Source organism: Nodosilinea sp. LEGE 07088, assembly GCF_015207395.1.
GTDB lineage: Bacteria > Cyanobacteriota > Cyanobacteriia > Phormidesmidales > Phormidesmidaceae > Nodosilinea.
The window spans coordinates 1-13,945 of record NZ_JADEWX010000040.1 but is presented as its reverse complement, the minus strand read 5'-3'; the positions used below and the strand labels follow the sequence as shown (position 1 = coordinate 13,945).

Genomic DNA, 13,945 nt, shown 5'->3' with positions numbered 1-13,945 from the left:
CCACGTAAACCACTCCTTCGATCAGTTCTGCTTTTTTCACCTGGGGGTCAGCGGCGTAGCGCCGCTCAAATTCGATGCGAGATAGGCGTTCACACAGTGGCTCTGAAAGAGCATCGCCACTTTCTAGCGGTGGCGGCTTGAGCGTTTGCCTGGGTGACGGGTGGGTGACCATAACTTGATATGCCTCGGTTGGCGTGCTTACTCTTAACTGCACAGATAAGTTCTGAGTATTACTCCTGTTCATCCAGAGACACATCAACATCGACCCACTCATCGTCTTCGGCTTCAAACAGGGGTAGAGCGCCAAAGAGTGAGGCGATCGCATCTCTAGACTGGTGCAGTTCATGGCTAGAGAGTCGCCCGGTTTGGGTGTCGTTGACCACCAGAGACTGCTGTTGACCCTTGCCTTTTTCGGTAGCGGTAACGGTCAAAATGCCATTGATGTCAAAGTCAAAATGCACTTCCACCTGTACAGCCCCGGCGGGTTTGGGGGGAATGCCCTCGATCCGAAAGGCCCCGAGGGGCACATTCTCCTTGGCAATGGGGTTTTCTCCTTGAAACACCTCAATCTCGACGATCTGTTGACCATCGGCGGCGGTGCCATAGACCTGAGACTGGGAGGTGGGAATGACGCTATTGCGCGGAATGATGGTGCTAAACAGGCCGGGCACTGGCCCCAGAGGGGTGTCCATCATCGCTGCAATGCCGAGGGAATGGGGGCTGACATCCACCAAAATGTTGTCTACCGCCGCCCCAGACAGCACCCCGGCTTGCAGGGCAGCCCCCAGGCCCACACAGAGGTCGGGCTCAAAGCTGCTGACGGGGGTGTCGGGCAAGTGGCCTTCGACCAGGTGTTGCACCAGGGGAATGCGCGTGGAGCCGCCGACTAAGATCGCCCGGTCAATGTCATCTGCGGTCATATCGACATCGCTCAAGGCTCGGTCGATGGCCTCTAGAGTTCCTGTCAGGAGGGGTTTAATCAGGTTTTCAAAGTCTTCCCGAGCGACATCGGTTTCCAGGTGTAGGGCGGTTTCGCCTTGGCTCACCAGGAAGGGTTCACGCACCGTGGTGAAAGCGTGCTCGCTGAGGGCAATTTTGGCCTGCTCAGCGGCTTGCAGCAGCCGCGCTTGGGTGACCGCATCGTTGGGCACCTCAGTATCGTGAAGCTGTAGAAAGCGGTCAGCTAAAAAGTGCTGCAACAGCCGGTCAAAGTCATCGCCGCCGAGGCGGTTATTGCCGTGGCTGGCCAGCACCTCGGTGACATCGCCGGTAACTTCGACGATGGAGACATCGAAGGTGCCACCGCCCAGGTCGTAGACCAGCACGGTCTCGCTGTCTTCGCTGTCGAGGTCAAAAACCAGGGCCGCCGCCGTCGGTTCATTGAGAATTTGCAACACCTCAAAGCCAGCGATCTCGCCAGCTTCTTTAGTGGCCTGCCGTTGGGCATCGGTAAAGTAGGCGGGCACCGTAATGACCGCCTGGGTCACCTCGTCTTCGAGCATGGCCTCGGCCCGCTGCTTGAGCGATCGCAGAATAATGGCGGAAATTTCCTGGGGTCGATAGGTGCGATCGCCCAGGGTGACGGTGTAATCAGTGCCCATCTGCCGCTTAATCGACTTGACGGTGCGATCGGGCGCTGCCGCGTACTGCCGCCAAGCCGACTGCCCGATCAGCAGTTGCCCACCGTCGCTCATGCCCACGTAGGAGGGCAGCAACATGCTCCCATCTTCGTCGGGGATCACCCAGGGTTGTCCATCCTCCAGGGCAGCAATGATTGAATTCGTGGTGCCTAAATCGATGCCGACGACTTGTCCCATGGGTGCTTACCCTTCTCGTTGAACACAGTACATAGCTTAAGGAATTCCTTCATTTATTCAGCCCATCTTACCTGCCCCATGGGCCCCATGCTTCCTCTTGCATCAGCCCAGATTCATGTGCGAGACCCACTACTCTTCTCCCGGAGGCACGGCCACAATCACCTGGGCTTCCCGCAGCACTCGGTCTTGCCAGCGATAGCCGCGTACCACCTCCTGCACTACCATGTTGGGGGCACAATGGGCGTCTACCTGCTGCCCTAGGGCGTGCATTTGGGTCGGGTCAAAGGGGTGTCCTTGGGAGGGCAGGGGCACAATCTGATGCTGGCTGAGCACCGTCAGCATAGATTCGCGAATCATATCAATGCCCTGGCGGGCACTAGTGACGACTTCGGCGCGGGTTGCGGACTGATCGGGCTGGGGGCTGGGGGCAATCAGCGGGCACAGACTCAGCCATTGCCGCCAGCGCTGCCACCAAGTCATAGCCAAGGGCGACTGAACAGGCCGGGGAGTTCCTTCAGCCTGATGCCAATGGTCGGCAGCTCGATCGAGGGCATCGACCACCGTCAACAGATCGCGCAGCAGGGTTTCCTGCTGCTTGCGCAGCTGAATTTTTTGATTGGCAAGGTCTCTGGGCGATCGGGTCATGGGTTTGGGGCAAGGTGATAGAGGGCTAGCCAGCCTAGAACGTCAGCCGAATTAGATCATCAAAGGTAACATCTACGGCGACGCTGGCTCGTTGCCGCAGTTGCTCTATCAGAGCCGGATCAAGTTCGGCCTGAACAGGCACTTCGGCAAAAAAATCATCCTCCCGCTGAGGGCCTTTGCGCAGGGCCTCGTAGGCGGCGCGAATCGCCTTAAAGTCTTCAGGATGGCTATGAGCTGGGAATTCTTTGAGCTTGGCGTGGTAGGCGGCTTTGATCTCGGCGGGGGTAGCCCCAGGAGAAAGGCCCAGGCGATCGTAGTAGTCTTGCATCGGTGAGGGATTAGGTAACAGGTGTCAGGGAGCAGGTGTCGAGAATGGTTGACCGACTAAAGCTATGCGATGCTAGAGCTTGTACCAGGGTTTGCGCTTCTTGGAGGAGGATTTTCCTCGCCCTGGCAGGGGCAGAAAGAAGGGTGGAAGGCTGTCGTCCTCGTCATCATCAAAATCATCGTCAAACGGATCGAACTCCCGGTTCAGCTTGGCTTCCAGTTCTGGCAGCATATTAGCGATCAGTTCGGGCGGCACATCTTCCCCAAAGGCTTCTCGGGCCATGCGCCTGATCAGATCGATCATATCGATCTGGCCGAGATTCCCGTGGGGATCGAGTTGGCTACCCACCACCCGGCGGGTCATCTCCTGAGATTTAAACCACTCTTCTTCGCGACAGGCTTGCAGGGTTGTTGCGTCTTGCAGGCGGCGAGCAAGCTCAAAGCCCTGGTCATAGAAGGTTTGGTACTCTTGGGAGCTGCGCGGATAGAGGGTAGCCTGGGCCAGCAGCAGCAGCGGATTTTGGGGCTCCTGGCGGAGCTGCTCTTCGATAAAAGGAGCGAGTACCCGGTTGTGGCCAAACTGACTGAGCTGCAGCTGAGCCTGGGCCAGCAAATTTCCCGGCTGGGGCGATCGTCGCAGCGCAGCAGTAACCGCAACCTCTAAGCGTTTGCTAGAGAGGTTCTTTAAGGGCAGCAGCATTAGGTAAGCCAGGTTGGCCTCTGGCACCGTGGGAATGAGCTCATAAATCTGCTCGACATAGCGATTTTGCTGGGCTGTTATGCCCTTTTGGTTACGTCGGGCATGCTGCTGAATCACCAGATAGATCGCCTTCAAGATTTCGACTTGCTCGCTGGGAGAATGCGATCGCAGCAAGTCATCCCACTGCGGCACCGCGGCTTCCAGATCGAGGCTAATTTTTTGACTACTGCTGGGTTCATCCTTAGCCGAGTCTAGAAAAATTTGCAGGGCTTTGAGCGGTGCCGGGGGCGGGGGCGTTCTGCGGTTGTTCACAAACTCTGCCATCACCCCGTAGTACTGAAAGCTGAGCGCCTCTACCCAGGTAGGGATATCCACCTCAGTATCTACGCCAATATCGCCAAAGTGCTTACCAAACTGGCGCCGCACCGATTTCAGCGTCTCCTTGTCCGCCTCCAGGCATTCGACCAACGCCATATATACTTCCTCAAATCGGCAGCCCGCCTCCAGGGCCTGGGTGAGCAGCGGAATGGCCTCCTGGTGTTTCTCATCGGCAAATAACTCCATTCCCTTGCGGCCAATCACCTCGGGATGGTCAGGGGCCAACTGCTCGGCCCGGCGCACGCTCCGTTCCGCATCGCGGTAGCGGCCTAAATGCATCTGCTGATCGGCCAGCCAGCAGTACAGCTTGGCCTGGGTGGCCTTCAAACGCTCCTTTGGCCAGGCTTGGGGGTCACGCTTCGCGGCTTTTTGCAACCAGCTCAGCAGCTGGTTGACCAATTGCTGAGCGGCGCGCGAATCTCGGGTAGCCGTCAACACCAGGTAAAGCTGCACCGCCAATTTTGGGTCAAATTCGGGCTGGTTGACAACCCCGCCCCAAAAGGAGGCCGTACAGCCGAGTTCCTGCTGCTGCAGGGCCTGCTGCCCCGCCAAGAGCATCAGGGGGCGGTAGAGGGGTTTCAACTCTGGGTAGTCGCCCGTCACCTCTTTAGGGAAATCGAGAACGACATGGGCCGCGTCGTGAAAGTTGTCTTCTCGCAGGAGGTGCAGCAGCTCTAAGACCCAGGCCGCGCTGCGGTGAGGCAAGTTCGGCTGATCGAGATTACACACGTCACCGATGCGACGACCACTGTGGGTGGCCAGGGCCATGCGCAGTGGTTGAATGACAGGGTGTTTAGGCCCCATACCTGGAAAGGCTAGGCTACCAAAAACGGGCGAGGGCATACCCAGCAGGCGTCCGGCAGCGGGCCAGTCCTCCAACATCCGGTAGGCGTAGGCTTCCCAGGCCAGTACATAGTCGCCAGGGCTAGCCGGTCGGCCCATCTTTTTGAAGTGAGCTAGGCCCGCTTTCGGGTCGCCAGCTTGCAGAGCCAACGCCCCTCTAGCCCAGTGGAGATGGGGAGCATAAAATCGCTTGGCCTGGGTTTTTACCAGAGCCTCCACCTGCTCGACCTGGTGGTTGATCACCAGCAGCTTTAGGTAGCTGCCGCCCAAGTTCTTAGGCAGCGTCTTAGCGTCAAAGGCCGACTGAAATAGCTCCAAGGCTTCAGCCGCTTTCTGTTGAGCTAGATAGCTCTTGGCCAACCAGTAGTAGGCATCTTCCTCTAGCTCCAGGCCCAGGGCCTGGCTAAAGGAATTCTCTGCCTTGGCATACTGTCCACGCCCATACTCGTACTGGCCTTGCTGGAGCCAAATATCGGCCTCGGTAATACCAAAAACCTGTTCAGGATCTCGCTTCTTGGCCTGCTGTAGCTTGCGCAGAGCCTGGGGGTATAGGTTTTGAGCCATTAAGCGTTGCAGCTGCTGGTCTAGAGCTTGGCGAGCTGCTGTGATTTGAGAGTTTTGCTGGCTTCCTTTACGCTTAGCCAAAACTAAAGTCTCCTAAAGTGCACAACTGCAACAACACCCACTCTCCACAATTCCCCACAATTATGAGGAGAGCCGTTTCTCGTACTAGCTCAACCACCACCAACCCTTAATCCGCTGGTTTTGACATTCTATCAAATAGGCTAAAACCCTTTTAGGGTAGCGTTCTTAACCCTCAAAACGGGTCGTGTCATGGGAGAGCGTCTTTAACAAATGGTTCACCTCATTGAGGTCAACATCCTCTGGGGCAAAGAACCCGCCCGCCCATTCGAGCATTTCTTCATGTTCTGGATGGTCGGCGGATTGGATCGCGTCTAGAAAATCTCGATAGCCCCAAACGCCGCCACAGTCTTCGGGGGGGCAGGCCCGCTTTGCCTTAATACAAACAGGATAGCTGGCGCCAGGTTCAGTGGCCAGCACCTTCTCAAGCAAAATCTCATGCTCCCAAGCATCGCCAAAGTCATAGAGGTATGAGAACTTAAACCCCTTTCCTGAAATGACTTTGCTCAATTTAATCGACTGCTCGTCACGCAGCTCCAGCTCATCAAAGCCCAAATCAGGCATCGGTTCCCCGTAATCGACACCGCGAATCGTAAACGAATGGAGATGGGAGTTGGTCCAGCCCATACCGTGCTGAATGACCCAGTGCAAATGGCCCAGCGTGACATCGCTACGCACCTGCACCCGTCGCCAAATCGGTGGCCGGGCACCCCTGAGGGTGATTTTGAGCTGATAAATCGACGGAGCTTGCTTGCGGAGAGTATGAATCGCTAGCCAAGGAGATTGAAAGCCGTGCCTGATGCCGCAAGTATGTTTGACCGATTGGCCCAGAAGCGCGAAAAGGGAAAAGCAACCCCAGAGCCAGAGACGGAACCCAAGAAACGGCAGCGCAAAGCCCCGATACAGGCGCTGCCCTGGGTTTGCTGGGCTAACCACAGTATGAATGACTCAGTTAAGAGCCCTGATCATATCGCACCCTCACTTAAGCAATGTCAATCTGACTACGGCTTGGAGAAATTCAAAGTAGGATGGCTTTATGTCAGTCAAGATAGACTGTTGATCTGGGGTGTATTTGGCCCGTCACGCCTGTCTCCGCTCATCACACGAAACGTCACACAAAGGTTCACTGCTCCCATGCCCAACGCTCACCGCGCTTTTCAGATCGAAAGCCTGCTCGATACCGACAACGGCCACAAATCCTTTGAAATGCCGGGGGCCAAACCCCACTACAACCCCGATCGCCCCGGCCAGGTCGAGCACATCGCGCTGGATCTCAGCCTCGATCTGGAGCAGAAGATCTGCGAGGGCACCTGCAAAATTCGCATCAACCCCGTGCGCGACGGCGTCAATAGTTTGACGCTAGATGCGGTGAACCAGCAGATCGAGTCGGTCAAGGTGGGCAGCGCCAAGCAAGACTTTGACTACGACGGCGAGCAGCTCCACATCAAGCTGAAGAAGCGGACGGTGGCGGGGGAAAGCTTTACCGTTGCGATCGCCTACCGTCTGGTGCAGCCCGAGCGCGGCCTCTACTTCATCGGCCCCGACCAGCACTACCCCGACAAGCCCGTGCAGGTGTGGACCCAGGGCGAAGACGAAGACTCCCGCTTCTGGTTTCCCTGCTTTGACTATCCCGGCATGCTCTCCACCTCAGAGATTAAGGTGCGGGTACCCAGCCTCTACCAGGTGGTCTCCAACGGCGAATTAGTAGAGACCAAAGCAGACAACGGCCACAAGGTCTACCACTGGGCTCAAAAACAAGTTCACCCCACCTATTTAATGGCCCTGGCCGTGGGCGAGTTTGACGTCATCCAAGACCAGTGGCAAGACATTCCCGTCACCTACTACGTGGAGAAAGGCCGTAAAGACCAGGGCCAGCTCACCATGGGCAAAACCCCGCACATGGTGGAGTTCCTCAGCGAAAAGTACGGCTACAGGTACGCCTTCCCCAAGTACGCCCAGGTCTGCGCCGCCGACTTTATCTTTGGCGGCATGGAAAATACCTCGGTGACAATCTTGACCGATCGCTGCCTGCTGGATGAACGGGCCGCGATCGACAACCGCAGCTCCGAATCGTTGGTGGTCCACGAGCTGGCCCACCAGTGGTTTGGCGACTTGCTGGTGATCAACCACTGGAGCCACGCCTGGGTGAAGGAGGGCATGGCCACCTACTCCGAGGTGATGTGGACCGAGCAGGAGTACGGGGCCGATGCCGCCGCCTACTACCGCCTGGGCGAGGCCCGCAGCTACCTGAACGAAGACAAGAGCCGCTACCGTCGCCCTATGGTCACCCACGTTTACCGAGAGGCGATCGAGCTGTACGATCGCCACATCTATGAGAAAGGGGCCTGCGTTTACCACATGGTGCGCGCCGAGCTGGGGGACGCCCTATTCTGGGAAGCGATTCACACCTTTGTGCAAGACAATGCCCACCAGACCGTCGAAACCATCGACCTGCTGCGGGCGATCGACAAGGCCACCGGGCGCAACCTGCGGCCCCTGTTTGACCAGTACGTGCTGCGCGGCGGCCACCCCGACTACAAGGTCGCCTACAGCTGGGACAGCGACAGCAACCTGGCCAAGCTCACCATCACCCAAACCCAGGCCAAAGACGGCGACACCAGCAGCAGCAGCGGCCTGTTCGACCTGCGCATTCCCATCGGCTTCGGCTTTGTCGGCAAAGGAAAATCCGCCAGGGTCGAGGTCAAACCCTTTACCGTGCGCATCCACGAGCGCGAGCAGGCGCTGTTCTTCCCGCTCGATAAAAAGCCTGACTTCATTAGCTTTGACGTGGGCAACCACTACCTCAAGACGGTGGAGCTGGAGTATCCGGTGGCGGAACTCAAGGCCCAGCTTCAGCACGACCCCGACCCCCTATCGCGGATCGAGGCAGCGATCGCATTGGCGAAAAAAGGCAGCCTCGAAGCCATCACGGCATTATCTAAATCCCTCACCGACGACCCCTTCTGGGGCGTGCGCGCCGAAGTGGCCGAACAGCTGGCCTCGGTCAAGCTCGATCAAGTCGTTGAAGGATTGCTGCCAGGGCTCCAAGACCCCGAAGCCCGCGTCCGCCGCGCCGTGGTAGAAGCCCTGGGCGATATCAAAACCTCTGACAGCTACAAGGCATTGAAGACCATCGCCGATAAAGGCGACCCCAGCTACTACGTCGAAGCTGCCGCCATTCGCTCCCTGGGCAAAGTCGGCGCCGCCGACCTCGACGGCAAAGCCAAAGATAAGAAGACCCTGAAGCTGCTGGAGAGCATTCTCAAAGAGCGTCAGGGCTGGAATGAGACGGTGCGGTCGGGGGCGATCGCGGCCCTGAGCCAGTTCAAGTCCTCGGAAGACGCGCTAAATCTGGTGCTCAAGTATACCGAGCCTGGCACGCCCCAGGCCCTGCGACTGGCGGCGATTCGTTCCCTCGGCTCAATCTCTAAAGGCCAAAGCAAACCCAATGTGGAGCGGATCTTGGATCGGCTAGAGACCATTGCCAGCGAATCCTTCTTTCTCACCCAGGTGTCTGCGGTGGCGGGCCTGAGCAGCATCGAAACCGGACGCGCCATGGCTATTCTGCAAAGTCTGGCCGACCATACCCCCGATGGCCGGGTGCGCCGCCGCGCCCAGGAAGCAGTGCAGTCGGTGCAAAAGGCGATCGGCAAAGACAAGGCGGTCGAAAAGCTGCGCCAGGAACTAGACGACCTGAAAAAATCCAACCAGGAGCTCAAGAGCCGCCTGGAGACCCTGGAAGCAAAAGCAAAGTGAGGATGCCAGCGCCACTGACGCCCAGGACTATTGCTAGCCCAGCTATTTTGACCCACCCTGCCCTCCGGGCACCCCTCTCGGTCGAGGAAGGCGCCCGGTCATATCAATGGCTTGCCGACAAAAACTTTACAAAACTTTAATACCTGTTACATTAAGTCATGTAAGCCCAATTCCTCACCCGGTATTTTCTATGACTTCCTTCTTTGTGAAACCCCCGGCTATGAAGCCCCAGGCCACTGTTCAAGATCTCAAGTCTCGCCTTGACTGGGGTGAGCCTGCTTTGACTATCATTGATGTCCGCGATCGCGCCGCATTTAACGAGCTTCATATTCAGGGCGCCGTCTCAATGCCCTTACCCATGCTGGTTGATGCCGTCAGCCGCAACCTTGAGCAGGAGCGAGATATCTATGTCTATGGCGATTCTGATGAAATGACGGCCACGGCCACCGGTCAGCTCAGAGCAGCTGGCTTTCAGAAAGTGGCTGAGCTAGCTGGTGGTTTAGCCGCTTGGCAAGCCGCTAAATACCCCATCGAAGGCTAGACATTACTGCGGGTAAACTCAGCCGGGGTCGGGGGTATCGTTGCACCCTGACCCCATTGATATCCAGAACCTCTTCCCCCTGGGCAGGTTCGAGCCGGGGTCAACGCTTTCAATGCAGAAGCGCCAGCGTCGCCTCCAACACCCAGGGGCCAAAGCAGTACAGGGCGACCAGAGCGGCGATCGCAGGCAGGCTATAGTAGGGGGCGAAACTCACGCCTGCTCTGCCATGTCTGCTCAGCCGCTCAGCGTCTTTATCTCCTACTCCCATCGGGATGAAGCCCTTAAGCAGGAACTCGAAGACCACCTCACCCCCCTCCGGCGTCAGGGCAAAATCCTTCCCTGGCACGATCGCGACCTAGAAGCGGGGGCCGAGTGGAATAAAGAGATTCTCAACGCCTTTGATGCCGCCAACATAATTTTGCTGCTGATCAGCCCCCGCTTTATGAGTTCAGATTTTTGCTACGGCAAAGAAATGCAGCGGGCCATGGCGCGTCACCGCAATGGCGACGTCAAGGTAATTCCCATTATTTTGACCCCCACCGACTGGAAGGGGGCTCCCTTTGCCGTGCTGAAGGTGCTACCTAAGGATGGCAAACCCGTGATTGAATGGTCGAGCCACGATGCCGCTTTTTTAGATGTTGTCAAAGATATTCGTAGGGCAGTAGAAACCCTGGCTGGTTCGCCCCCACCCCAGGCTGACGGCTGGGGCACGCCGCCGCCTCAAGCTGCGCCGCCTCAAGTAGCGAGTGCTCAGACCCCCAGCCTCGATTCCGATCCGGAACGCTTCGCGAAGCGCGGTCAGCTCTTCAAAGATCTCGCTAGCCTGCCGGGGCCCCAGTTCAATCAACTGATGTTTATGATCAAGCCACCCCCTGGCCATGTGCCCCCTGACTCAGCTCCCCAGGCTAACCGCGTCACCGCGCTGCTAGAGTGGGCCGATAGCCAGTTGGGGCCTGGCCTGGCCCAGGTAGAGAGCTTGCTAACTCAGATCGTCGGTAGCCCTCGATCGCTATAAGAGTATTCCACCTAAAAAACATCCCAATCAGGAACGCGAACTCGGCCCAGTGGGCCGGTCGCGGAGAGACGCCGGATAGGTATTTAGTTGGAACACTCTAAGTAGCGTTAGCAGTCTCTATTCGCTGTACCACAGCACATCCCCTATGTTGTCGGCCTCCACTGCCAAACGCTCTGGCGGAAAATTTAGCAGTACCGTGACCTGCTGCACCGCATCTCCCAACCGGCGCTCGACTCGGTCGGGAATACCGTAGCCATAGACCACATGGCCGTTACCCGCCAGCACCACCACCTGGGTAGAGGGTGATGTCTGCGCAAATTCGGCTACCGTGGCAGCCATCGTTTCATCCCACAGCACCTGGGCCGCAAAAAAATTATCCAGGTCAAAGCTGCCGTGGGCGCTGTGGGAGCCAAACGCCTCGGCAACAAACGCCCGGTAGGCCGAGTTGCTGGTGTCAATGTCGGTCAGGGGCGGAATGTAGCGCAAGTCGTCGCCCTCCAGGCTGTCAAGCCCTTCCCTGGAAACTTGACGTACCGTTTCGCTAGGGGCATTTAGGGCCAGTACCGGCAGCTGATGAGCTTTGGCAAATCGCAGAATCGGGGCATAGTACTCCCAGTCAAAGCCCCAGCGCTGCTCGTATTCGGTTTGAACTACCAGCTCCGCCTCAGAAATGTCTCCCGCCAGGTAGCGATCGATCGCGGGCTGAAAGGGGCGCTGAAACATCTCCATGGCGATCGCCAGATCAGGATTTTCGGCATAGAGCGCTTGAATAATCGCTAGCTGAGCCTGGTGGTCGGCAGCGCTATCGTGGTGCTCGCCCAGATACACCACATCGGCAGCTGCGATCGCCCCAAAGGCCTCGTCTTGGGCAAAATCGGCTGCCTCTATCACCTCCATGGTCATGGGTGCGGTCATTGGTGCCGGTGTTTGAGCCAGACTACAGGCCATCGGCAACGCCAATAGCAGAGCACCGGTGGCCCAACTCAGATTCAGTCTGCGCCGATGGGTCATGGGCGGGCCTTAACGGAGAAATATTGTCTTTACAGTTTAAAGCCAGATTTGGAGGGTTCACCAGGCGATCGCAACCCGCGCTCGATCGTTACCCCTTGAAGGTCACCCAATGACTAGATAGCACCAAAAGAATCGGGAATTTCTGTATTTCTGCATGCTTACCGCCGCCCATTTTTATAGCGTCCGATTAGATCGCGCCAATGCCTCCTCTGGCCAGTTCGAAGGGACTGATTTTCGCACCGCCTTTGTTCTACAACAAGCGCCATCCCAAAGCCCTGGCCCGCTCTGACATTCAAGCCTTGTGAGTCAGGCCGAGGCTTGAAGCTGCCCGCCTCTAGCTTCACCCGTTGCTCAATCCTCATCCAGGGCCGGAAAGGCTTCTTCAATCCGCCACAGTAGACTGCGGTTGGCCATAAACCAGCTGCGGGTTTCTGGCATTAGGTCATCCCACACTAGGTCGAGGTTCACATGGGGCGATTCGTACTGGTACTTCTGGCCCAGGGCTTGCAAATTGGCCACCACCGGCTCAGTCATCTCAAACTCTCGCCAGTTCACCGCTACAACTCGGCCCGATACGCCGCCACCGGGGTCATAGATCAGCTGCGCTACTCGCACCAGGTCGGCAAAGTGCGTCGGTCTGAGTCCGGTAATGCTGCGAATTTCCTGAATCCTAGATTGGTTCGGTTGGATAGTCATGGTTTAGTTCAACTCATCGCCTGATAGTTTTTCACCCGCCGATCGGCGGCAACGCCCAGAATCTTGGCCAGCCACGGCGGCGGCGAGGATGCGATCGCCCGCTGCAGATCGGCCAGCACTTCTCGCGCTGGGCCACCGGCCTCTACCTTCATGGGGTAGATATTGGCCTGCACCACCTTGGCCGCCGCCGGGCCACCAATGGAAACCACGTAGAGCACCGGGCAGTCGCGAATTAAATCGACGCGGTAGGCGTTTTTGCTCTCGCTGAGGTCGGCGGCGAGGGCCGATCGCACCGCGATCAGGCGCAGGTCATCGGCGGCCAGCTGGTAGATCAAATAGCGATCGCAGGAGCCAAAATGCCCGTCCAGATTCTCGCCCTGGTTGGAAGCCACCGCGACTCGAATGGAGTTGGGCAGATCGCCTTCCTCGTAGGGCTCGATCGGTAGGGGTTGCTCACACTGGGTCTGCTCACCCCAAAGAATACGCACGGCCTCTTTAAAGGTCGAAATATCCTGGTTGTCGGCGTCTTCGCCCTCCCATTCGCCATCGACTTCGTAAATGTTGCCGAAGGCTCGCTTGAGCTGGGTGACGGTGACCTGGCTCAGCGACGCTTCCGTCAGGTCATCGCCCAGGTTGGTCTGCAGGGCCTCGATCAAATCGCCTAGGGATACGTCGGGTAAAGCCCTCGCCGCCAGGGCAATTCTAATCGCCACATCATCGGAAATGGGTTGGTTTGGCATGGGATAGACCGGGGTTAGAGGTGGGCAAGGGTTGTGGACAGGGTAGACGGGCTGTCGTCCGAGTTAGCGATCGGAGCGACGATCGCGAATTTGCGATCGCTCATCGACCCGCAGATCAAAGGGGTCGCCCGTGCCCGCAGGCGGAAAGACCCGGATTTTGGCCTGGGGGCTGAAGTCTGCCAGGGAATGGGCGATTGCCCTCATATGGCTGAGCACTCGCCAGTTGTGCAAGACATCTGAGCAATAAATCACCAGCATGGGCACCGTTGTCATGGTGATAGTCCAACTACACTCCATCAGTAGCGACTGAATCGGGCCCTCGCAGGCCTCAAAAAAAAGTTTGCTGGTCGAGATCTCGAGCTGCCGACGAAGCATCAGATCCGTCTCAGTGATGGAGTCTGGGGGGAGGTCTTCGGGCGGTAATATCAGAGGCGTCATAGGGCTGCTAGCCAGGTAAAACGATTACGCTCGGTTCCCGGCCCGGTCGGCGGCAACGGCCTGGGCAATATCTTCTGGGAACTCCTGCAAGTCGGCATCTTCTCCCGCCGGCATGGGCGAGACAAAGGTGTAGCAGGGGTCGCACTGGCCGGTGTCAAACACCTGAAGCACCCACCGGTCGGGCAAGCCCTCTACGCCAATTTCCACCACATACCATTCGCTTCCGGTTTCCCGTGTAGACAGCACTGAAAAAAAATCGTGATTCTCTGGAAGAATCTCCAAGTCCTCCATCAAGAACGACATGGCCAGGGTTTCAGCCTCGGTTGTTGGCAGCATCAGCATGGGTCTTCTCCTGTTTGATTAGTGTTGAAGGGAGCGGGGGCAGGGGATCTGGGG

Annotated in this window: 13 protein-coding genes; 3 read left to right on the top strand and 10 right to left on the bottom strand. The window is 57.6% G+C overall.

Annotated features, from left to right (window positions below; genetic code table 11):
* Nucleotides 1–230: 230 nt before the first annotated feature.
* The 5 genes from IQ254_RS11855 to IQ254_RS11835 form a co-directional block, all read right to left on the bottom strand.
* Nucleotides 231–1,817 carry an Hsp70 family protein gene (locus IQ254_RS11855; RefSeq protein WP_193966368.1) on the bottom strand — a complete coding sequence of 529 codons (1,587 nt, stop codon included), beginning with the start codon at nucleotides 1,815–1,817 and terminating at the stop codon, nucleotides 231–233.
* 129 nt (nucleotides 1,818–1,946) lie between these two features.
* The gene (locus IQ254_RS11850; RefSeq protein ID WP_193966367.1) at nucleotides 1,947–2,462 is read right to left on the bottom strand and encodes a nucleotide exchange factor GrpE; all 516 of its coding nucleotides are present in this window, start codon (nucleotides 2,460–2,462) and stop codon (nucleotides 1,947–1,949) included.
* Nucleotides 2,463–2,496: 34 nt separating this feature from the next.
* Nucleotides 2,497–2,790 (bottom strand): DnaJ domain-containing protein, encoded by a 294-nt coding sequence (locus IQ254_RS11845; protein WP_193966366.1) that lies wholly within the window; start codon nucleotides 2,788–2,790, stop codon nucleotides 2,497–2,499.
* Between the two features lie 72 nt (nucleotides 2,791–2,862).
* Nucleotides 2,863–5,355 (bottom strand): lipopolysaccharide assembly protein LapB, encoded by a 2,493-nt coding sequence (locus tag IQ254_RS11840; RefSeq protein ID WP_228040560.1) that lies wholly within the window; start codon nucleotides 5,353–5,355, stop codon nucleotides 2,863–2,865.
* Nucleotides 5,356–5,520: 165 nt separating this feature from the next.
* Complete coding sequence (locus IQ254_RS11835) at nucleotides 5,521–6,288, bottom strand: plasmid pRiA4b ORF-3 family protein (protein WP_313887431.1); 768 nt, start codon at nucleotides 6,286–6,288, stop codon at nucleotides 5,521–5,523.
* Nucleotides 6,289–6,486: 198 nt separating this feature from the next.
* On the opposite strand from IQ254_RS11835, the gene IQ254_RS11830 reads away from it, so the two are divergent.
* From IQ254_RS11830 to IQ254_RS11820, 3 genes are all read left to right on the top strand, one after another.
* On the top strand, nucleotides 6,487–9,108 hold the full coding sequence (locus IQ254_RS11830; RefSeq protein WP_193966365.1) for a M1 family metallopeptidase: 2,622 nt from the start codon (nucleotides 6,487–6,489) through the stop codon (nucleotides 9,106–9,108).
* A 190-nt stretch (nucleotides 9,109–9,298) separates the two neighbouring features.
* Nucleotides 9,299–9,649: a rhodanese-like domain-containing protein gene (locus tag IQ254_RS11825; protein WP_193966364.1), complete on the top strand. Its 351-nt coding sequence runs from the start codon at nucleotides 9,299–9,301 to the stop codon at nucleotides 9,647–9,649.
* Between the two features lie 226 nt (nucleotides 9,650–9,875).
* Nucleotides 9,876–10,664 (top strand): toll/interleukin-1 receptor domain-containing protein, encoded by a 789-nt coding sequence (locus tag IQ254_RS11820; protein ID WP_228040558.1) that lies wholly within the window; start codon nucleotides 9,876–9,878, stop codon nucleotides 10,662–10,664.
* 117 nt (nucleotides 10,665–10,781) lie between these two features.
* Here the strand turns inward: IQ254_RS11820 and IQ254_RS11815 are convergent, their stop codons facing one another.
* The 5 genes from IQ254_RS11815 to IQ254_RS11795 all read right to left on the bottom strand — a co-directional run bounded on the left by IQ254_RS11815 (nucleotide 10,782) and on the right by IQ254_RS11795 (nucleotide 13,891).
* Nucleotides 10,782–11,675: a ChaN family lipoprotein gene (locus IQ254_RS11815; protein WP_228040556.1), complete on the bottom strand. Its 894-nt coding sequence runs from the start codon at nucleotides 11,673–11,675 to the stop codon at nucleotides 10,782–10,784.
* 351 nt (nucleotides 11,676–12,026) lie between these two features.
* Entirely contained in the window at nucleotides 12,027–12,371 is a 345-nt protein-coding gene (locus IQ254_RS11810) for a hypothetical protein (protein WP_193966362.1), read from the bottom strand.
* Nucleotides 12,372–12,379: 8 nt separating this feature from the next.
* Nucleotides 12,380–13,111 carry a dinitrogenase iron-molybdenum cofactor biosynthesis protein gene (locus IQ254_RS11805; RefSeq protein WP_193966361.1) on the bottom strand — a complete coding sequence of 244 codons (732 nt, stop codon included), beginning with the start codon at nucleotides 13,109–13,111 and terminating at the stop codon, nucleotides 12,380–12,382.
* Nucleotides 13,112–13,174: 63 nt separating this feature from the next.
* Entirely contained in the window at nucleotides 13,175–13,549 is a 375-nt protein-coding gene (locus IQ254_RS11800; protein WP_193966360.1) for a hypothetical protein, read from the bottom strand.
* A gap of 24 nt (nucleotides 13,550–13,573) precedes the next feature.
* Nucleotides 13,574–13,891 carry a hypothetical protein gene (locus IQ254_RS11795; protein ID WP_193966359.1) on the bottom strand — a complete coding sequence of 106 codons (318 nt, stop codon included), beginning with the start codon at nucleotides 13,889–13,891 and terminating at the stop codon, nucleotides 13,574–13,576.
* Nucleotides 13,892–13,945 lie beyond the last annotated feature (54 nt).

Excerpts from the sequence above, each read along its gene's own strand:
- IQ254_RS11850 (WP_193966367.1), bottom strand. The coding sequence starts at position 2,462 with ATGACCCGATCGCCCAGAGACCTTGCCAATCAAAAAATTCAGCTGCGC.
- IQ254_RS11815 (WP_228040556.1), bottom strand. The coding sequence starts at position 11,675 with ATGACCCATCGGCGCAGACTGAATCTGAGTTGGGCCACCGGTGCTCTG.
- IQ254_RS11805 (WP_193966361.1), bottom strand. The coding sequence starts at position 13,111 with ATGCCAAACCAACCCATTTCCGATGATGTGGCGATTAGAATTGCCCTG.
- IQ254_RS11810 (WP_193966362.1), bottom strand. The coding sequence starts at position 12,371 with ATGACTATCCAACCGAACCAATCTAGGATTCAGGAAATTCGCAGCATT.
- IQ254_RS11855 (WP_193966368.1), bottom strand. The coding sequence starts at position 1,817 with ATGGGACAAGTCGTCGGCATCGATTTAGGCACCACGAATTCAATCATT.
- IQ254_RS11800 (WP_193966360.1), bottom strand. The coding sequence starts at position 13,549 with ATGACGCCTCTGATATTACCGCCCGAAGACCTCCCCCCAGACTCCATC.
- IQ254_RS11795 (WP_193966359.1), bottom strand. The coding sequence starts at position 13,891 with ATGCTGATGCTGCCAACAACCGAGGCTGAAACCCTGGCCATGTCGTTC.
- IQ254_RS11825 (WP_193966364.1), top strand. The coding sequence starts at position 9,299 with ATGACTTCCTTCTTTGTGAAACCCCCGGCTATGAAGCCCCAGGCCACT.
- IQ254_RS11820 (WP_228040558.1), top strand. The coding sequence starts at position 9,876 with ATGTCTGCTCAGCCGCTCAGCGTCTTTATCTCCTACTCCCATCGGGAT.
- IQ254_RS11845 (WP_193966366.1), bottom strand. The coding sequence starts at position 2,790 with ATGCAAGACTACTACGATCGCCTGGGCCTTTCTCCTGGGGCTACCCCC.
- IQ254_RS11830 (WP_193966365.1), top strand. The coding sequence starts at position 6,487 with ATGCCCAACGCTCACCGCGCTTTTCAGATCGAAAGCCTGCTCGATACC.